The sequence below is a fragment of the Sodalis sp. RH21 genome, from assembly GCF_047324175.1.
Classification (GTDB): domain Bacteria; phylum Pseudomonadota; class Gammaproteobacteria; order Enterobacterales; family Enterobacteriaceae; genus Acerihabitans.
In genome coordinates this window covers 602,766-622,444 of sequence record NZ_CP178732.1, presented here as the reverse complement: position 1 = coordinate 622,444, position 19,679 = coordinate 602,766, and the positions used below count along the sequence as shown (strand labels likewise).

Annotated in this window: 15 protein-coding genes, 1 tRNA gene and 4 pseudogenes; 7 read left to right on the top strand and 13 right to left on the bottom strand. The window is 52.4% G+C overall.

Annotated features, from left to right (window positions below; all coding sequences use genetic code 11):
* The first annotated feature begins 17 nt into the window (after positions 1–17).
* The gene (gene mltC, locus ACL2XP_RS02875; RefSeq protein WP_413737070.1) at positions 18–1,082 is read left to right on the top strand and encodes a membrane-bound lytic murein transglycosylase MltC; all 1,065 of its coding nucleotides are present in this window, start codon (positions 18–20) and stop codon (positions 1,080–1,082) included.
* A 119-nt stretch (positions 1,083–1,201) separates the two neighbouring features.
* Here mltC and ACL2XP_RS02870 read toward each other — a convergent pair whose 3' ends face one another.
* Together ACL2XP_RS02870 and ACL2XP_RS02865 are read right to left on the bottom strand one after the other, a co-directional pair.
* Complete coding sequence (locus tag ACL2XP_RS02870; RefSeq protein ID WP_413737069.1) at positions 1,202–3,379, bottom strand: ornithine decarboxylase; 2,178 nt, start codon at positions 3,377–3,379, stop codon at positions 1,202–1,204.
* A 153-nt stretch (positions 3,380–3,532) separates the two neighbouring features.
* The gene (locus ACL2XP_RS02865; protein WP_413737068.1) at positions 3,533–3,766 is read right to left on the bottom strand and encodes a hypothetical protein; all 234 of its coding nucleotides are present in this window, start codon (positions 3,764–3,766) and stop codon (positions 3,533–3,535) included.
* Between the two features lie 255 nt (positions 3,767–4,021).
* On the opposite strand from ACL2XP_RS02865, the gene ACL2XP_RS02860 reads away from it, so the two are divergent.
* Positions 4,022–4,097, top strand: a tRNA-Phe gene (locus tag ACL2XP_RS02860).
* Positions 4,098–6,692: 2,595 nt separating this feature from the next.
* Here the strand turns inward: ACL2XP_RS02860 and allB are convergent.
* Entirely contained in the window at positions 6,693–8,267 is a 1,575-nt protein-coding gene (gene allB, locus ACL2XP_RS02855; protein WP_413737067.1) for an allantoinase AllB, read from the bottom strand.
* A 657-nt stretch (positions 8,268–8,924) separates the two neighbouring features.
* Between allB and ACL2XP_RS02850 the strand changes: the two genes are divergently transcribed.
* From ACL2XP_RS02850 to ACL2XP_RS02840, 3 genes and pseudogenes are all read left to right on the top strand, one after another.
* The gene (locus ACL2XP_RS02850) at positions 8,925–9,347 is read left to right on the top strand and encodes a transposase (protein WP_413737066.1); all 423 of its coding nucleotides are present in this window, start codon (positions 8,925–8,927) and stop codon (positions 9,345–9,347) included.
* Positions 9,348–9,625, top strand: a pseudogene (locus tag ACL2XP_RS02845) (helix-turn-helix domain-containing protein).
* Positions 9,626–9,726: 101 nt separating this feature from the next.
* Positions 9,727–9,834, top strand: a pseudogene (locus ACL2XP_RS02840) (IS5/IS1182 family transposase); the annotation flags it as partial.
* A gap of 68 nt (positions 9,835–9,902) precedes the next feature.
* Here the strand turns inward: ACL2XP_RS02840 and ACL2XP_RS02835 are convergent.
* From ACL2XP_RS02835 to ACL2XP_RS02815, 5 genes and pseudogenes are all read right to left on the bottom strand, one after another.
* On the bottom strand, positions 9,903–10,268 hold the full coding sequence (locus ACL2XP_RS02835; RefSeq protein WP_413737065.1) for a nitrogen fixation protein NifS: 366 nt from the start codon (positions 10,266–10,268) through the stop codon (positions 9,903–9,905).
* A 25-nt stretch (positions 10,269–10,293) separates the two neighbouring features.
* Positions 10,294–10,622 (bottom strand): annotated as a pseudogene (locus tag ACL2XP_RS02830) (Fic family protein); the annotation flags it as partial.
* A gap of 554 nt (positions 10,623–11,176) precedes the next feature.
* Positions 11,177–11,297 (bottom strand): annotated as a pseudogene (locus ACL2XP_RS02825) (LysR family transcriptional regulator); the annotation flags it as partial.
* Positions 11,298–11,354: 57 nt separating this feature from the next.
* On the bottom strand, positions 11,355–12,023 hold the full coding sequence (locus tag ACL2XP_RS02820; RefSeq protein WP_413737064.1) for an NAD(P)-dependent oxidoreductase: 669 nt from the start codon (positions 12,021–12,023) through the stop codon (positions 11,355–11,357).
* 29 nt (positions 12,024–12,052) lie between these two features.
* Positions 12,053–12,919 carry an SDR family oxidoreductase gene (locus ACL2XP_RS02815; RefSeq protein WP_413737063.1) on the bottom strand — a complete coding sequence of 289 codons (867 nt, stop codon included), beginning with the start codon at positions 12,917–12,919 and terminating at the stop codon, positions 12,053–12,055.
* A gap of 109 nt (positions 12,920–13,028) precedes the next feature.
* Here ACL2XP_RS02815 and ACL2XP_RS02810 point away from each other — a divergent pair, with 109 nt between their 5' ends.
* Positions 13,029–13,913, top strand: a complete 885-nt coding sequence (locus ACL2XP_RS02810) for a LysR family transcriptional regulator (protein WP_413737062.1) — start codon at positions 13,029–13,031, stop codon at positions 13,911–13,913.
* A gap of 20 nt (positions 13,914–13,933) precedes the next feature.
* On the opposite strand, the gene ACL2XP_RS02805 is transcribed toward ACL2XP_RS02810, so the two are convergent.
* Positions 13,934–14,545: a glutathione S-transferase family protein gene (locus ACL2XP_RS02805; protein WP_413737061.1), complete on the bottom strand. Its 612-nt coding sequence runs from the start codon at positions 14,543–14,545 to the stop codon at positions 13,934–13,936.
* A gap of 221 nt (positions 14,546–14,766) precedes the next feature.
* On the opposite strand from ACL2XP_RS02805, the gene ACL2XP_RS02800 reads away from it, so the two are divergent.
* Positions 14,767–15,444 carry a transcriptional regulator gene (locus ACL2XP_RS02800; RefSeq protein WP_413737060.1) on the top strand — a complete coding sequence of 226 codons (678 nt, stop codon included), beginning with the start codon at positions 14,767–14,769 and terminating at the stop codon, positions 15,442–15,444.
* A 49-nt stretch (positions 15,445–15,493) separates the two neighbouring features.
* Here the strand turns inward: ACL2XP_RS02800 and ACL2XP_RS02795 are convergent, their stop codons facing one another.
* Genes ACL2XP_RS02795 through ACL2XP_RS02780 form a run of 4 tightly spaced genes read right to left on the bottom strand, consistent with a single transcriptional unit; the run spans position 15,494 to position 19,474 of the window.
* Positions 15,494–16,081 (bottom strand): 2-dehydro-3-deoxygalactonokinase, encoded by a 588-nt coding sequence (locus ACL2XP_RS02795; RefSeq protein ID WP_413737059.1) that lies wholly within the window; start codon positions 16,079–16,081, stop codon positions 15,494–15,496.
* Complete coding sequence (locus tag ACL2XP_RS02790; RefSeq protein ID WP_413737058.1) at positions 16,078–16,974, bottom strand: dihydrodipicolinate synthase family protein; 897 nt, start codon at positions 16,972–16,974, stop codon at positions 16,078–16,080. Before ACL2XP_RS02790 ends, ACL2XP_RS02795 begins: the two co-directional genes overlap by 4 nt.
* Positions 16,968–18,131 carry a mandelate racemase/muconate lactonizing enzyme family protein gene (locus ACL2XP_RS02785; RefSeq protein ID WP_413737057.1) on the bottom strand — a complete coding sequence of 388 codons (1,164 nt, stop codon included), beginning with the start codon at positions 18,129–18,131 and terminating at the stop codon, positions 16,968–16,970. The genes ACL2XP_RS02790 and ACL2XP_RS02785 overlap by 7 nt, the downstream gene beginning before the upstream one ends.
* A gap of 20 nt (positions 18,132–18,151) precedes the next feature.
* Complete coding sequence (locus ACL2XP_RS02780) at positions 18,152–19,474, bottom strand: MFS transporter (protein ID WP_413737056.1); 1,323 nt, start codon at positions 19,472–19,474, stop codon at positions 18,152–18,154.
* Positions 19,475–19,679 lie beyond the last annotated feature (205 nt).

The window sequence follows — 19,679 nt, the reverse complement described above, 5'->3', positions numbered from 1 at the left end:
CTGACGCGGCATGTAAGATGAAGAAAATTTTAGCTTTGCTTGTGATAGCGCCACTGCTGTTTTCGTGTTCCAGCCATAAAAACGATGACAATGAGGCTTATGTAAAAGATACCAACGGCTTTGATATCCTGATGGGGCAGTTCGCCAATAATATCGAGAATATCTGGGGGCTGAACGAAGTCCTGATTGCCGGACCGAAGGATTACGTCAAATATACCGATCAATACCAGACCCGTAGCCACATCAACTTTGACGCCGGGACCATTACCATTGAAACCATTGCGGGCGATCCCGCGGCGCACCTGCGCCAGGCGATCATCAGCACGTTGCTGATGGGCGATAATCCCGGATCTATCGATCTCTATTCCGACGTCAACGATATCAAGATTAGTAAACAGCCGTTCCTCTATGGCCAGGTGGTGGATAACAACGGCGATGCCATCCGCTGGGAGTGGCGCGCCGCGCACTTCGCCGATTACCTGCTGCAAACCCGGCTGCAAAGCCGCACCTCGGGGCTGCACCAGATTTGGTCGATTACCATCCAGCTGGTGGCTAACCATCTGGATAAACGCGCCCATAAATATCTGCCGATGGTACGCAAGTCCTCCCAGAAATATGGCGTGGACGAGTCGCTGATCCTGGCGATTATGCAAACCGAATCCAGTTTCAACCCGTACGCGGTCAGCCATTCCGACGCCCTGGGCCTGATGCAGGTGGTGCAGCACAGCGCCGGACGCGACGTATTCAAGATGAAAGGCAAATGGGGCCAGCCGAGCCGGAGTTATTTGTTTGATCCGGAGAATAATATTGATGCGGGCACCGCGTACCTGTCGCTGCTGCAATCCAGCTACCTGGCCGGCATCGTTAACCCGACGTCCCGGCGTTATGCGGTGATTACCGCCTATAACGGCGGCGCGGGCAGCGTGCTGCGGGTATTCTCCAGCGATAAGAACCGCGCGTTTTCGATGATCAATGACCTGGACCCGGACGAGGTATACCAGAAGCTGACCACCAAACATCCTTCGGCCGAATCGCGGCGGTATCTGTATAAGGTAAACAGCCTGCAGAAAAACTATCGCTGACCCCGGAGAATACCGGACCCGCGCCAGCTTCCCGGCGGGTCCGGCTGATTTATGGGGAGGCATGGGGGGAAAGGGCTAATAACCAGGCCCGGCGCGCGATTCACCGCCGGGCCTGATCGTTAATTGCCCGGCCGCGGCCGCAGGGGGGCGATCATATGGCCATACAGGCGCTTGATGCCGTCCGCTTCTTCCACCACATAGACTCCCTGCAACTCCGGCGAGAAGCCCGGCAGCACGTTCAGGCCCTCCTCCAGCGCCAGGAAATAGCGCAGCGCCGCTCCGCCCCAGATTTCGCCCGGCACCACGCATAACACGCCGGGGGGATAAGGCAGCGCGCCCTCCGCGGCGATAAGTCCTTCCGCTTTACTCAGCGGCACCAAATCCACGTCGCCGCGCACAAAGGCCATATGGGCCTCTTGCGGGTTCATCGCCACCTGCGGCAGCGCATCGCGGCGAAACATATCCCGCTGCAACTGCTTCACATCGAAGCTAACGTATAAATCATGCACTTCCTGGCACAACCGCCGCAGGGTATAGCCCTGGTAACGCGCGGTGAATTTTTCGTAAATGCTGGGCAGCACCACCGACAGCGGCGCGTCCTGTTCGATATAAAGCTCGAACTGCGCCAGCGCCGCCACCAGCCGCCGCATCTTCGGCGCATCTTCCGCCGGCGTAAGCAAAAACAGGATCGAGTTCAGATCGCATTTTTCCGGCACGATATTATTTTCACGTAAATAGGTAGCCAGGATCGTCGCCGGAATGCCGAACGCCGAGTAGCTGCCGCTTTTGCGATCGATGCCCGGCGTGGTCAACAGCAGCTTGCAGGGATCGACAAAATATTGATCCCGGGTATAACCGCTAAAGGCGTGCCAGGCTTCGCCGGGAACGAAATTAAAGAAGCGCACGTCGTGGGCCATGGCGTCGGTATCATGATCCTGCCAGCGCTTGCCGCCGACCCGATCCGGGATAAACGGCCGGATCATATGGCACTCGGCCAGCAATTGCTTGCGGGTATCGATGCCCAGGGTGACGCAATCCAGCCATAACCGGCGCCCGCTGGCCCCTTCATGCATCTTGGCGTTAATTTCCAGAGCGGCGAACAGCGGATAAAACGGACTGGTGGAAGCGTGCAGCATAAAAGCGTTGTTAAAGCGCTTATGGTTGCAAAAGCGCTTCTGGCCTTTGATGTGGGAGTCTTTTTTGTGGATTTGCGAGGTTTGCGAAAAGCCGGCCTGTTGTTTATGCACCGATTGGGTGACAAAGATCCCCGGGTCATGTTCATTAAGATCGAGCAACAGCGGCGAGCACTGTTCCATCATGGGAATAAACTGTTCGTAGCCGACCCAGGCGGAATCAAACAGGATGTAGTCGCACAGATGGCCGATTTTATCCACCACCTGGCGGGCGTTATAAATAGTGCCGTCATAGGTGCCGAGCTGAATCACCGCCAGACGGAACGGCCTGGGCTGGTCGGCCCGCCACGGCGCGACGCGCTGCACCTCGCGGCGCAGATATTGATCATCAAAACAATGGGCGTCGATGCCGCCGATCAGGCCAAACGGGTTGCGGGCGGTTTCCAGATAAACCGGCGTGGCTCCGGCCTGCAGCAATGCCCCGTGATGTACGGATTTATGGTTATTACGGTCAAATAACACCAAATCGCCGCGGGTCAACAGCGCGTTGGTCACCACTTTGTTGGCCGACGACGTACCGTTAAGCACAAAATAGGTTTTATCGGCGTTAAACACCTTGGCGGCGAATTTCTGCGCTTCTTTGGCCGACCCTTCATGGATCAGCAGATCGCCTAACTTTACGTCGGCATTGCACATATCCGCCCGGAACATATTTTCGCCAAAAAATTCGTAAAACTGCCGCCCCGCGGGGTGCTTACGGAAAAACTGCCCGCCTTGGTGGCCGGGACAGGCGAAGGTACTGTTGCCCATGGCGACATATTTGGTCAGCGTATCAAAAAACGGCGGCAGCAGGCTTTCCTGGTAAGCGCCGGCGGCGGCTTCCAGCGTCGCCATCTGGCTCTCGGGGCCGTTCAGGGCCAGCAGGCCGGTATGCGGCGGTAAAGTGACGTCAAAGGCTTGCTCGGGGCGTTCAATCGCCACGAATACCGGTATTTCCAAACCGGTATTACGCAAAATGCGCAGCAGGCCCGAACGGGCATCGTCCACGGAAACCACCAGTGCGGCGACATCGGTAAAATCGGTGTTGTCCATCAACACGATTTCGCGCGCGGTGGCAATACGTCCGGCAAGCGCCGCACTGGCTGCTATTTTCAATAATTTCATGGCACCAATCCCAAAAGGTTAAGGATAAGTGATGTGCCTGAGAGCACGTGATGGGCGAGAAAAAGCCTCGTCCCGCTTAAGATGTTGTTGCCGCCCCGGTCGGGGGATAAGCAAAATATCGGGAAAACCGGTATCAACGGCAGCCGATAAGCATCAGTAAAAATAGAAAATATCTCTGTTTTTACGACTGCTTAACAGGAAGCCGGTAAATACCCTCACCGCATGGTGTGGATGGGCGAAAATCGTGGGTTGGTAAAGTTCGGTCGATGGCGCGGCGTCATCAGACAAAGCTGCCTGAAGCCGTGACGTAGCAGCATGGAATTTATCATACCGACGCTCCCAATGACCTGTTAATGGTGGAAAGTGAAATTTGCGCAATAATTGCATTTTTTCCCGCCGGGTTCAAGCAGAAAAGGCCGGCTGTTTAAAATAAATATGTTTATTAACTGCATGATTAATAATGATTTAATCTTGCTTTGTTATATTCTGACATAACTTATTGGCGCAAAAACGTTTATGAGACAATCATCTATCTCTCCCCTGCCGGTAATTCGGCAACTGAGCGAAATCTCGGCAACCGAGTCGCCAAAGGTGATAAAGCCGTTGACGCCGTGCGGCCAATACGGTTTAATGCGCCCCGTTGCCCGGATAGCTCAGTCGGTAGAGCAGGGGATTGAAAATCCCCGTGTCCTTGGTTCGATTCCGAGTCCGGGCACCATTATTTTAAGAAACCAGCCTCAGGGCTGGTTTTTTGCTTTCCGGGATACGGACTCTCCATCGACCGGCGTTCGATGACCCGCCTCATCCATGAGGCTCGCCCTGCGGGCCAGCGCTGAAGCGCTGTGCAAAAACGCTCCCGACGTTTTTGTCCGAGTCCGGGCACCATTTATTAAAAAAATCACGATTTAAAGAAACCAGCCTGACGGCTGGTTTTTTGCTTTCAAGGTATTCAGTTTTCCTTAACCATATCCAGTTCCTCTATATGACACCGGCGAGTCTTGCGACGCCCCCGCCCGGCCCACCATTGAGATGTAGCAGAACGCACGACATAAAAAAAGCGCAAACGCGCTTCGTGTCGTCAGTGAAGTATTTCAGGAGGTCAATCCCGGCACCTGATTTTGCAGGCGCAGCTAAAAATACCCTCCCAGAATGTTATCCGCCGAGGCTTTAATAGTAATTCTTAAGAGGCGTATTTCAAGCGACGAAAATTAATGTTTATGCAACTACAAGCCATCGACTATTTTTTATCCTCGTTTTCATCTATAATATCATTGAGCAAGAATCCCATAGTTAATCCTTAAAAAAATAATAAATCAAATGCACAAAAAATGATCATGCCACATTATTTTTCTAACAAAAACCACTATGCATTAATGCAACACGTAATCGTTTCAAAAAAATATTTAAGATCATTAATGGACCTTATTTTTTTGAGAGAATTGCAGATGTACTTGCAAAGCATTATACAACTTAAGCGAAAACCCAAAACTTTAATTAATGCAAAATTCATATTTTTTGCTCTCCATAGAGAGACTTACCTTTAATATATTCGATAGAAAAATGCCACAATAAAATCAAATTTTTTATTAATCTGCGATGTTCAAATATTTAATCTATATATACTCATATTTTACATAATTGTTGCGATGAAGTACTTTGATAAACATCATAATTAAAATAATAATTATTTTTTTGCTAGAATTACATAACTTCATAAAGCAAATAACAAAAAAACCTTAATATAGGACATATATTATCGACGTATTCACTATCAAAGTCTAGGGGATTAACTGGAGCATGTTTTTAGGTTTAACTCAAAAATTTTAAACAAGCTTTAGTGTTTAACCACCTGATATTTTTACATAAGAACACTCAGAAAAGTACGGCTGATTGCTATGGTCCGTTTAGTCATGGCTTGGTATGGTTTATTATTGATGTATAATCAATATAATTCAATTAATGAAAAAAATTAATACATCCGAAAACTAAAAGTATTTTAAGTATTCCAGCTCCAATACAACGCTCAATAATTTCAGCCAATTTGCTATTGTTATCCAGGCCAGCATTATAAATAAAGCATATTTTTTTGAGTTGCATATCTTATGGCTTGGGTTGTTTCCCTGAGTGACGCGGGCAACGGCAGTATTCGCTCAGTTCGGCTTCACTGAATGTGGCGGTTTCGACGGGGGTGCATTCGGTAAACTACCGTAAAACCGAATACCGATCTGCTAGCCTAATTATTAAATTGACATATAGACAACCTAATCGGTCTCTAAGTCGGGTACGCGCCCGGGAATTATTTATTCACCAGGCGGCTTATAATTAATTATGCCTTGTCCACGAAGGTCCCATTGGTAACTGTGGAATCGCACCGTGATTAGTCCCGCGTTGCCCGAGGTGAGAAGGCTGCATGGGAACGTGAGGCATAGGAACATTAACAGGACCATGATCCATCAGTCCAAATGCGACATTTTGCACCCCAGCAATTCCGGCACCAACAAATGCACCGGGTACTCCCCCCGTTTTTGCCCCGACTGCTGCCCCGACCGCCATTTCGCGCCCTATAGCAATAGCAAATTGCTTATTATCAGGTCCTGCATTTGGGCAATTCATAATTTAATTCCTTTTTTTGATTAACCGATAAGTTAAGTAAATAATTATTCCGACAAACATACTTACTAATGAGGAATAAGAAAAACTTAGGATTTCCTTCTCGGAAATATTATCAAATGCCACACCCTTTTCCCATAACAAAAAACATACATTTGATAACCAGGGAAGAAATATTAACGTATAAAAAATATTATTATTGAAACCATGTTTTCTTATGTAAAAAAAACTCGCGATAAGCACATAAGTTAAAGGAGTATGAATGTTAAATATCATTATTAATCTCATATTAATTTATAATGCTAACAGTTAATGATTAATTTTAACTATATTTTTAATAGTTTTTGCATACCATATTTATTATATAAACCTCTTAGGAAATCAAGTTTAATTAGTCATGTCACATTGCCGTAGAGCATAGTGGTTCGGTAAACTGCCGGTAAAACCGAATCGCGCTGACCCTGTACCGGAACGGTGTCACCGGCAATTAAGTTGAGTTTATCAAAGTCGCCATCAAATACCGGTCAAGATATAAGTCACTTCGCCGCACCAGCTCCGATCCGGTTCCGTTACTGCGTACTGCCGATCGAGATGATTTGGAACTTCAGTGTGCTCACCATCATGGCAATCCTTCTGGTCCGGCAGCGCCGCCGCTGGCGGAGGCCTGTTTGCAGCCTTACCCTGATATCCGGGCATCGTTTGGTCACACTTTGATATAACGGCCGGGGAATGAACCGGTTAGGCCATTTTCCAGGCTGTAAACCGTTTCACCCCGTAAAATGGTCCGTACAATCCGGGCGCCGATTTTCCGACCAACATAAGCGCTGATTTTATTCCTGTATTCTAATTCCTCAGTTCTAAGGGTATAGGGCGAGTTCGGCTTGATAAAAGTAAAGTCGGCATCCTTGCCAATAGCAATTCTGCCTTTTGTATGCAAAGCAAAGCGGTCGGCAGGGTTTGTTGCGATGAGTCTGGCAAATTGTGTCAATGGCATACCCCGTTTCTGTACGCTTTCATCAAAAAAAATATCAACGTCATTTTGTACTCCTGCAATGCCGCCCCAGGCGTCAAACGCATTGTTTTTGTTTTTCAGTTTTGCCGGGCAAGGTGAATGATCGGAAGTGATAAAGTTTATATTGCCGGCTAGCACATGCCGCCATAAGCCATCCTGTGCCCTTTTGTCGCGAATAGGCGGTGAGCATTTTGCTAACGGGCCAATCTCATCTAACTCATCCGTAACAAAATACAAATACTGATTACAGGTTTCACAGGTAATGTTAACCCCTTCCCCGCGCGCTTTTATCACTTCTTCTACGGCTTCAGGGCTCGACACATGGCAAAAATTAATTGGACAGCCGGTCATCTTCGCAAACAAAACTGCACGTCGAATGGCTTCAACTTCTGCGAAAACCGGATGAGTGGCAACATAGGATTTTAACGATACGTAGCCTTTTTTATTAGCAATTTGCTCTAAACGGTCTGTAATTGCGGCGTTCTCAGCATGAATCATCAAAATCTTGCCTGTTTTGGCTATTTGTCGCATGCCTTCATAAAGGGAATAATCATCAACGTTCAGAAAATCACCTTTAATGGAAGGATCTCCGCAAGTTGCCATAAAGCATTTGTATCCGACAACCCCACAGTCGCTCTGCTCTTGGATTCCATTATTTTCTAAATTATATGGAACTAAGCCACCATGAGACGCTACATCAATGACTAATTTCCCTTCTCCAGCAGCATATTTAATTTCCAACGTTTTTTTATCGACTGTGGCAGGCAATTGATTCAATGGCATTTCTATTATAGTGGTGACACCTCCTTTGGCGCATGCCCTGGTTCCGGTGACATACCCTTCCCAGTCGTTGCGAATGCCGCCCCCCGGTTCATTTATATGAACGTGCGCATCCACCATTCCAGGGCTTACCACCAGACCCGCTGCATCAATCACGCGTTCAGCCCCCCTTAATGCCGAGCCTATTGCGGCAATTTTGCCGTTTTTAATGGCGACGTCAGTAAGCACTTCACCCTGTTCTAAAATAACTAAGCCATTAGCAATGATCACATCGTAATCACGAACTTCTGCCTGACGGGCGGGCAAGGCGGCGCGACTATTCGCCTCACTGGCTGATACGGGAATGGGTGCCGATCCCAACACCCCTATTGCCGCTATACCGGTAATTTCCTTTAGAAGGTTTCTTCTATTTTCAGAAAAAAAAGCGTCTTTTTCGTGAATTACTTCTTTCACCTCAGCGATCTTTCCCAACTTAGCTTTCATCATTTATTTCCTTATTTTCAATTGTCATAAAAAATCGTAGTATTGATATTTAGTTTTTTTGTATTTAAAAACAGCCATTATGTTTTTGATTTTTTATAGTAGCTATCTGCTTTATTTAAAATTTGCATAGTTCTTTGAAAACATAAAAGATAATTACCAAGCTTGCCTTGTTTGGTTAAAATCTAATTAACCATTTCAAAATAGCTTTCGGAAAATACATTTTACGAAACCTGCTCCGATAATTTTTAAGAACGGCCAAGATACCCAGTGGGTTTTACTAACCATATTATACTAAGTCAGCATAGCGGCATTTTCGGCATAAGCCATAATATTAATCCAGGTACGCGGGCATTGTGTTTTTAAGCTATTCGACGCTGGAGCAAAAATCCGCCCATTGCCGAGATATACGCGTCATGAGTAAAAATAATTGCCTTTGCAAACGCCCCCCTTCTGGCAGGGTAGTTGATACCCCATACTGAAAACCCCAAAGGGGGCAACGGAGCCTGATATGAAACGCTATTCACCGGAACGTAAAACCGAAGTTTTGGCCAAATGACTTCCTCCTTACAACATGACCGTCACCGCACTTGCACAACAGGAAGGGATATCGGAAGCTCCCCTTTATAATGGGCGAATCCAAGCCAAACTGGGGGGAAACCGGTGCCCGGCGCCAACAACACCACAGACCTTTGGTCGACAGAAGCCCGCTTCGCCGTCATCGTTGAAGCCGCCGCACTCAGTGAAGCCGAACTGAGTGAATACTGCCGTCGCAAAGGGCTTTATCCTGAACAAATAGCCCAGTGGAAACAGGATTTTCTCCAGACGCCGCAAACCGATACCCGCCAGTCGCAAAAACAGGCTCAAAAAGAAATCAAAGGGCTGAAACGGGAACTGGCCCGCAAGGAATTATGCCACGCCGGAACAGCGGCACCAGGGAGAAGATATAAGCCTGCTGGCAAAACAAAAAAGCATTATATGAATCGGCCAGAAAAACCGACCGGAACGGTGGCCAATGTCATGCCGTCAATGGCAACGGGTCGAGGTAGTAATGTTGAATCCAGACAAGCCAGATACCGGGCTTAAATTTACAGCGTAAAAACGAATACGTGTGTCAACGTCGTTGACAGCTACCGGCTTCGTGAGGCCCGCATTGACAAAGGGATCGCGCAAGAAATTTTGGCGCAGGCGTTAGATCGTCCCCAGTCTTTTATTGCAAAAATTGAAAATGGTGAACGTAGGCTGGATATCGTGGAATGCATTTATTTAACCCATTGCCGGGGCTGGACCCCGCGAGTATCATTACCAAAGTTCCGGTTAAATTTAAACCCATTAGCGGAATTATTAATTTTCACCGCGGATGAATTAAATCACAGTATATTAATTTAAATATTTTATCAAAGTTGATCTTTCCACAGCTGCGCCGATCATCTCCTATTACAAATAATCCTATTTATTATCAATAATAATGCTGCGTGATTATGATGGTCAGATTGCATGGGCTATGGCCATGATCCGTGCGCTAAACCAAATGATGCAGGCGGCTATGCCGCTAAGCATGCGTATTACCTGAGGGTTAACCTTGCCGTAGAGACACTGAACCATAATCTGATTTATTCAACAAAGCCAAGTCAATCATGTTCATTTTTCATTACATATCTCCTTTACTCTTTTAATCACAAGTTTAAAATTATTATTCACATAATCCATCATGCTTAAGTGAATTATGTTATTTTTATCAAATCCATTGCTATAAAACTGGAAACGTAATCCTGGTGCACAGACTAATAATTTAGCCTTTTGCTCCATGAGTTTTTCTATATCTGCTTCAGTATTGTCGCTTTCAACGATCCAACCAATCCCGGCTGATTTCAACGTATTTTGCAAAGCAGATATGTATCGTTTTTCCTTATAAAGACCGAACAGCCCCCCTCCGGCACCGGCTAATGCTGAGCGGCCAATGGCCGGAGATGATCTGGAAATGAAATATATATATTCAATACTCATTATCTTCCTCACTTCTCATCAGGTTTATGCCATTGCCATTTTCCAGGTGTTCGTCAATGAATGCCATAGCGGCTTCAATATTGTTGAGATCTTTGAGCTGATCCGTCGAACTTTGCATTCTTTCAACCTTGCTTTCAACATGTCAGCGAGCGTGGTGCGGTTTCCTTCGATCCTAGCAGCACCCAAGCTCTCCAGCATGTGGAAAACAGCTTTCAACTGCGCAAACAGGATCGGGTGAACATCGGTTTCCAGCCGTAGATGCCGGGGCAACTCCAGTTCGGTCAGCGCGTCAACCAAAGGGGAGTCAAAACGTGGATTCAGAAGCCCGGGTTCAAAGTGAGTAAATTGAGCCATGATGTTTAATTATCTCAACTTCCGTATGACAACATCTCGAAAATAGCACAAAAATTCCAATTAAATCCATAGATTAGATCATTAATTCATGAAACGTTATCTCAAAATAGTCTAGACCAACACATCAACTTTAGATTTAAAAGACATTAAACCCAAGCGTGATAATGGTCAGCGGCCTGCATATCGTTGACGATGGGAAGTACCTGTAATCAGAGGTTGATAATCAACTGCATTTACTTTGTGTTATCAATCACAAAACCGCTGCGGATTGCTATGGGGCCTTAATCGAGGCTTGCTCCATGCGATTAAAATTAAAACACTTATAAGCAATACATTAATCGCGGATTTGATGCCGAGTCCGGCACCATGATTTAAAGAAACCAGACAGGCAAAGGCCAAGCTGTCCGCTACTGGTACTGCCGTAACTCGTTATACTCCCGTAGAATTTTTGCTGAATCACCGGCGCCCTTTGCCGGTTCGCGGCAGCAGTCCTCGCAGGCCCTGCAAAATTTTCCGCATCACTGTAAGCGAACAGGCACCTCGCCCAGCCCTTACTCCAGTTCTTTGATGGCGCGCGATAGCGGCGACTGCAGGATGTGCAGCTTCTCCGCCGCACGGGCAAAGTAATGGTTCTTCGGCCACGGCTATAAAGTAGCGGAGGTGCCTTATTTCCATTATCAGGCGCCCCGCGTTCAAACCCGCCCATAAGCCTCGCGCGAAGCGCTGAAGGCTTCACCATGTGATCGATGGCGATCGATGCACCCAACTCCCGTCTCCCACTTGGTCCACGACAAACTTCGCGACGTCTGCTCGCGATATGGTGCCGCCGTGGAATCCGCAGAGATCCTTGAGTACCCGGATCGTGCGGTGGCCGGGTTCGTTATTGAGGACCGAAGGACGGACGAGCACCCAGTCGAGCCCGCTGCCACGGACGATGGTTTCCTGCCGGTCCTTGTCGGCATATACCTTGCGCAGAAGAAGCGGAAAAATCAGCTTATCGAAAAAAAATCCGCCGTGCCCGGCACTGTCGCCGGCGCCGATTCCCGTGATGCAGACCAGGCGCGATACCTGTTCTGCCCTCATCGCATTCACCAGCGCGCGCGTCGCAGCGGAGAGAAGGGTCACCTCGCGAAACGGGCTGGCCGGCGTGCCCAATGCGCTGATGGCGGCATCCCGGCCTTTGAGCGCCTGGCGCAAAACCTGCTCGTCGCGGGCGTCTCCGACGATGAGTTCAGCCCCCTTGAGATCGCGCGCCTTCCCGGCCGATCGCACAAGTACGGTGACGTCGCATCCTCGCGCCATTGCCTGGCTGGCGATGAGCCGGCCGGTACCTCCGGTCGCTCCAAGCAGCAGTATCTTCGGCCGGGCAGGTTTGATGTTGTCGGTTTCACGGTTTTGCATGCTGGCTTCCTCGGGAGGCGGGGCGCCTCTCAAAAGGCCGCGATCCGGGTGGCGAATTCGCGGTAGGAGTGTAGGGGGCGGCCCAGGAGCGCGGTCAGCCGCTCGACGTCGCCGGCGTCGGGGACCATTCCCTCGGTGAGGAAACGCTCGCTCATTAAGCGCATGTCGAAGGCCATCCAACTCGGCATGTACTGCCGCAGGTTCTGCTCGAATGCGGCGGTGTCCTCGCCCGGATAGGCGATCGGGCGGCCCAGCACGTCGGTCCAGATCGCGGCGACCTGCGGGCCGGTCAGCGTATCGGGGCCGACCAGGTTGATGCGCTCAAGTGGAAGCGGCACCGCCGACTGCTCGCGGCGCAGGAGTTCGATGGCCGCGACCTCGCCCACGTCGCGCGTATCGACCATCGCCAGGCCCTTGCCGCCGATCGGCATCGGATAGATGCCGTAGCCGGTCACCACGTCCTTGATCGTAAGATCGTTGTCGATGAAATAGGCAGGACGCAGGATCGTGGCGTTGAGGCCCATCTGCCCGATCATGCGCTCGACGCCGTACTTGCCCGCGAAGTGCGGCACGTTCACGTAGCGGTCGCTGTGGATCACCGACAGATAGACGATTCGTTCGATGCCGGCCTCGCGGGCGACGTTGAGCGAGATCAACGCCTGGGTGTATTCGTCGGCCGCCACCGCGTTGAGCAGGAACAGCGTCGAAACGCCGGAGAAGGCGCCGCGCAGCGCGTCGACGTCGAGCAGGTCGCCCTGGACGACATCGACACCAGCCGGGAAGCCGGCCTTCGAGGGATCGCGGACGAGCGCGCGGACACCGGCGCCGCGCTTGACGAGTTGTTCGACGACTTGGCGGCCGACGGTGCCGGTTGCGCCGGTTACGAGAATGGTCATGACGATGATTCCTTAGGGGGTTGTTTTGCGTGTGATCACACTGTAGATGGTTTCATATTCAAAACAAAGACGCTAAAATATAGACACCTTGTACCGAATATGAGACGAAATGGATCTCAATGCCCTAGAGGACTTCCAACTGGTGGCCGCTCACGGCGGCTTTGGCAGAGCCAGCCGCGCCAGCGGCCGGTCCAAGGCGACCCTGTCGCGCCGCGTCGCCGATCTCGAAGAGGCCCTGGGCATCCGGCTCCTTGAGCGAGGCAGCCGCAGCCTGGAACTGACCGAAGCCGGCCAATTGCTGCTGGCCCGAACCGAAGGGCCGATGCGCGAGGTTGACGAAGCGGTGGCGGCGGCGCGGGATGGGCTTGCGACCCCGCGAGGCCGCCTGCGCATCGCCGCGCCCCTGCTGTTCTCGCAAGTGGCGTTGGGGCGGCTGGCCGCCGCATTCCAGGCGATCCATCCCGAGGTGCGGATCGAAGCCGTGGCCGAGGATCGTCTCGCCAATCTCGTCGACGAGCATTTCGATGTCGCCATCCGCATCAATCCGCACAAGGACAGCGTACTGGTGGGCAGGTGCTTCGCCAGGGACCGGCTGGTTCTGGCCGCCGCCCCATCCGTTCAGATGCCGAAGGGGCGCCGCGACCAGCCGTTCCGGGTTCCGGCCGTCGTCATGCCCACCTATCGCGACGGAGAGATCTGGTCCGTCCGCGATGGCCAGCTCGCCATTGAACCGCAGCCCGTGTTACGGTTGTCCTCGCTCCTGACGGTCCGGGATGCCGCCGCCGCCGGCGCGGGGGCGGCGATGCTGCCGAAGTCCCTCATCGGAAGTCTGCTGGAAAAAGGCGAACTGGTGTCATGGGGCATGGCCGGCGGCGAAGTCGAGCTTTGGGTCCTGCACACGACCCGGCGCTTGCAGAGCCCCAAGGTCCGGGCCTTCGTGGAGTTCATGTGTAGCCAGTACCCGAACGGATCGTTCACCATTCCGATGCGGTAAACCGGCTTTCGTCAGCTGCCCTAGTAGTCCGCACTCGGACGTAAACGGAAGCGCTTGTACCAAGCGTCCAGGCGCAGATGATCCTCGGCGAAGGGAAGGTTGAACCTTTCGCGCGCCGTTTGAAAAATCGGGAAGACGGTGAAGTCGGCAATCGTCGGCCCATCACCGGCCAGGAACTCGTTCTCGCCAATCTCCGTCTCCAGGATATCGAGAAGTTCCGACACATAGCCAGAGATACGATCTGCCGTCCCCTTCGACGGAGCCGGCTCCTTGGCCGGAAATGCGCCGGTCTGGTTCCAGAGCCACAACTGGCCGCGAGCGACCAGATCGCTGCCAAGCCGTTCAAGCGAGCGCACGCGTGCCCGTGCGAGAGGGTCGGAGCCTATCATCGGCCGGTCCGGATGGCATTCCTCCAGGTACTCGATGATTGCGGCCGAATCGGTAATTGCCATGCCGGCATCGGTCACCAGGGTCGGGGCCCGGCCCGAAGGATTGATGCTCAGGTAACGCACGGAGCGATGTTCGCCGTTCGCGTAATCGAGTTCGTAGCGTGGGATGGCGATCCCTTTCTCCGCGAGATAGATGATGACGCGCCGCGGGTTGGTGCCCATCCGAAATTGATACAGCAGCATTGTTCCGCCCCTCTTGTAGCGCGATAGTTGCGCGCATTATGATAGCTAACTCTCATGCCCCATACTAACCATCCCGTCTTCAAACACAAAGCCGGCTGGACGTTATATTCATCAAACCCTTTAAAGCGAAAAATCCGCACGATGGAGGGGCTGAACCCGATACGGGTGCCGTTGCTCATCGTATTCCTGAACCACATGGGTGTACCCGGACGGGGAGTCAAATGCTACTACATTCGGTATATGATGCGTTTCGCTGCATGAACCTGCTGGCCACCGTGAGTGAACCCACGGGTATCCGTGAGATTGGCCGCCAATTATCGCTGGATTCGGCAAAAGTCACCCGCATTATGCAAACGCTTCTGGCGCTGGAGATGGTACATCGCAATGAAAAGCGGAAGTACTCACTCGGCCTTGGAGTACACCGTTTTTCAGCCCACGCCATTCATAATTCCACCTTTTACAAAGCCGTGCTCGAGATACTTGAGGAAGTGGGCAACAAGCCGGTTTCCATTGTGATCGGCGTGCTAAGCGGGAGGGATGTAGTCTATCTGATCCATACCCGGCAGGGAAAAAGCGTGGCCCGGGCGATAGGGAACTATGATTCGTTCCCGGTTACCGATTCGATTATCGGCATTAAACTTCTTGCCGGACGCAGCGATGAAGAGATAGTCAGCCTGATTGGCATACATGACTTCCATCTGATAAAAGAAGATATCGACAGCGCCCGGCGCCATCAGGTGCTTGTGAAGCGCTATCCGCCGGAGGAGTACCGTATGGCCTGCACCATTCCGGGAATGCGGGCGGCGATAGCGCTGTCAAACCTGAGCGGCGAACGGCTGGAACTGGAAACGCTGAAAAAATTCCTGGTTTCGGCGGCGCAGAAAATCAGCGGCGGCTAAGCGCCGCCGGTTTGAGGTTTCGGTGCGGGGAAGACCGAATATCATCCCATCAGCGCCACAGCGCGCCGGCGGGTAAGGAATGGCGGCTGGCCGGGCCGGTAAAGCGCCGATCCGATACCCACGCTATCGTAATAATGCAGATAGTCCGCCATATTATTCCCATCAATGCCGCCCACCGCGCAAAACGGTATGGCACGGGATTGCTGTGGGTGCCCACGGCGGCAAATACCCGCGCTTCGCCGATCGTTAAGGCGCCCGCCAATTGCATCTCTTCGCCGCGGCAGATTTCGTGCTCCTCCCGGCTGCAGATGCCCGGGCGCACGGTAACGGGATTGGGCAGGACATTTTCAAGCGGTATTCCACGGGCTACCAGATCGTGAAAGCTGACCGGAAGCGTGAGATAACCGGCATCGACTATGCCGATATTGCTGCCAATCATGCCGCACAGGATCACCGGCAATTGCTCGTTATAGTCATCGCCCAGCCGCATTAACTCCTCGCGCAGCACCGCGCCAAGCTGCTCGCGCGGACAGCGGGCGACGCCTTTTTCAGATTGCACGGTGCGGACCACCCTGCCCTGTTTGACGCGCATGGCGCGAAAATTACTGGTTCCCCAATCGACGGAGATGTAGTTCATTGCGCCCGTTCCAAAATCGCCAGCGGCAGATGGTCGGTTATCTCCTGAAGCTCCAGGCGCGTCGTCTCATCGAGCCCTTTTGCCGGTTCGCGCACGCCAGCGGTGGCAAATAACCCGGAACGGTGCAATATCTCTTTATGAACCGCTACGCCCAATCCTGGTTGAACGCCGTAGCGCAGGAAGGGTAAATAGCGGTAAAACAGCGCTCGCGCCGCCTCCTTGTCATGTTCCCAGGCCTGCAAAATAGCATTTATCACGTCGGGAAATTCACAGGCGGGCATGGTGCCGACCACGCCCCGCGCGAGTTCCTCATATAAAAAACCGGCATTGAGTCCGCCGAAAAGCCCGACCCTGTCCCCCAGCGCAGCTTTAAGCTGGCTGATTTTCAGCGTGGTGGGCGGCTGCTCTACTTTGATGTAGCGAATTTGCGGGAAATCCTCACACAACCGTACCAGTATAGGAACCGGAAAGTTGACGCCGGTCATCTGCGGCGCGTCCTGAATCATAATCTCGATATCGCACTGTCGACAGATGTCGCGGTAGAAGCGGTAGATCGCTTCCGGCCCGGGTTTTACCACCGAGGGCGGATTGATCATCGCCACATTCGCGCCCCACCGCTCAACGCGTTTAATCTCCTCTATTGCCACCGGCGCCGCCGCGCCGCCGGTGGCTACGACCAACGGCAGATCGCCGGTGAGGGCCTTTACGCTATTGAAAACCGCTTCTTTTTCTTGACCAGTCAGCGCATAGCCTTCCGAGGCATTACCAAATAGCGCCAGGCCGTCGATACCCTGTTCAAGTAAAAACCGCACAAGTTTACCGATGGCGGGAAGATCGACTGCTCCCTGGTTATCAAAAGCGGTTGCCAGGATAGGAACATTACCTTTTAACATGCGTCGCTCCAGTAATTTTCACGTACGCTTTCTTCATTAATTTCAATACCCAGGCCCGGCGCCGAGGGAAGCGCATAATGGCCGGCCGCGCAAACCAGCGGTTGACGCAGCAAGCTATTGGCCACGTCAAACACCGGCGGCTGGAACTCAAGCATAAAGAAGTTGGGCAGCGCGGCCGCCACGTGGATGGAGGCGGCGATACAAGGCCCCAGGCCGACGCTCAGATGCGGCGCCACCAGCAGGTTCCAGGTTTCGGCAAGGGAGGCGATGCGCATCAGTTCGGTAATGCCGGTGCGCCCGACATCCGGTTGCAGAATGTCGACGGCGCGCTGCTCGATATAGGGACGGAACTGATAGCGGGTACGTTCCGTTTCGCCAAGCGCCACCGGCACCACGCTTTTCTGGCGCAACTCCCGATGGCCCGCGACGTCCTCCGGCAGCAGTGGCGCTTCAAGAAAACGGACGTCACAGGCCTTGAGTCCTTCCGCCAGCCTTGCCGCCTCGTGAACGCTGTAGTTCCAGTGCGCGTCAATAAAAATGGTTGCCTGCGGACCGAGCGCCTCCCGGACGGCGCATACATTATCCAGATCCTCGGCGACCCCGTAGCCAAGCGCCAGTTTTACGGCATTAAAGTTTTTCGCCTGCCATTCCCGGGCCAGCTCGCAACGGGCTTCAATGGTGGGGCGCGGCAGACCGGAAACATAGCAGGGAACACGCTCGCGAAAGCTGCCTCCCAGCAACTGGTGGAGAGGCAGCCCCAGAATATGCCCTTTGAGATCCCACAGCGCGATATCCACCGCCGCCAGCGCATCAAGGTGGTAGCCGGCGGTATGCCCACGGTCGCGCATGGAGTTGTACATCTGCGCGTTCAGGACATTGCTGCTAAACGGACTGGCTCCCAGCAGGAGCGGTTTGAAAAGGTGCGTTATCAACTGCGCGGCCACCTGTGGCACGACCGGGGCCAGCGCTTCACCCCACCCCGCATGGCCATCATCGCAGGTTATCTTCACCAGGCAGGTTTCCATTTTGCGCGAATAGACGCAGCGGTATTCGGGACGATAGTAGTAATCCCCGGCGCCTTCATCCGGATCTCCGCCGAGATAAATCTCTTTCGGTTTGATTTTTAACGGGAAACACTGTACGTCGACGATCTTCATAGCCACTCCGGTTTTGCGGGTTAATCAAGTTTTTTGCCTGCGGTCTCTTTGGCGAGCCACACGGCGACGAAGGAGATAAGCGCGGTCAGCATTACGTAAAAAGCAGGCGACAAAGGGTTGCCGGTGGCGGAAATAAGGCTCGCCGAGACAAGCGGCGTCACGCCGCCGAAGACCGCCACCGTCATGTTGTAGGCTATGGCGATGCCGCCGTAACGCAGCGCGGTAGGGAAAAGCTCCGCCATTGCCGCGCCGCAGCCGCCGTTAAACAGGGCCACGAGCATGCCGAGCATGCTCATGGCGGCGACGGAGACGGCAACCGAACCTTGCTGCATCACCATCATCGCCGGGTATGTCAGCAAAATAAAACCGCCGCACCCGATCAACATAAGCGGTCGGCGTCCCCACCGATCGGAGAGATAACCCGCCAGCGGCATCACGACAGCGACGCTTAGCAGTCCCAATGTGGTGATCAGATAGGAATCGGTATGGGAATAATGCAAATACGTCGAGAGATAGCTGGGCATAAAAGATTGCAATACCCAGCTGCTCACCGCCTTGACCACGACAAAGCCCACGCAAAACAGCAATGCGCGGGTGGAAGTGGTAAGCGTCGTACGCAGCGGGGAATGTTCCAATTTCCCGGCTTTTTGCAGCATATGGAATTCGGCGGAGTCTTCCATATTGCGGCGCATATAGAGACCGCCAAGCCCCAGCGGCGCGGCCAAGAGAAAAGGAATGCGCCAGCCCCAGTCGTTCATCGCCGGCTCGCCCAGCAGGTGGGTCAGGGCCAGCACCAGTCCGGAACCGCAGACAAACGCCATAAAACTGAAATTTTCGCTCCAGCAGGTCAGGCTGGCCCGACGATGGGGCTGCGCGCTTTCGGCAAGATAGGTGATAACGCCGGAACTCTCGCCGCCCGCGGCGAACCCCTGCACCAACCGGATTAATACCAGCAGCACGGGCGCGAGCAACCCGGCGTTCGAATACGTGGGAAGGATGCCCATCGCAAAGGTGGAAAAGGACGTGATGACAATCACTGTCACCAATACTTTCCGACGTCCCAGCCGGTCGCCCATTGAGCCAAAGAAAAAACCGCCCAGCGGGCGCATCAAAAAACCGGAACCGAACACGGCGAAAGATTTCAGCAGCGCCACCGTCGGGTCACTACTGGCAAAGAAGTTGCTGCCGATGATGGCCGCGAGCGTGCCATAAAGGCCAAAGTCGAACCACTCGATAAAATGGCCGATGCCCGCCGACATCATGATTTTAAACGTCCGCTGTCTTTTGGTTTTTACTGACTCAGCGGGGTACGCTGCCGTCCGGTGAGCGATGGAATTTGTCATTTTATCTCCTGTTCGAAGCGTCGAATGCCTGGCGGCCTGAGCAACCGTATTGTTCGAATAACCAGCAGTGTATGCTGGCGGGGACGGGAAGCCACCGCACGTCGGCGTTGCGTGAGGATAGTCATAAAATCATTGTGAAAATCGCTTCACATAGTGAAGCAATTGAAAAAAACGGTGTCTGAATGCGTTAGTATTTATTACGATT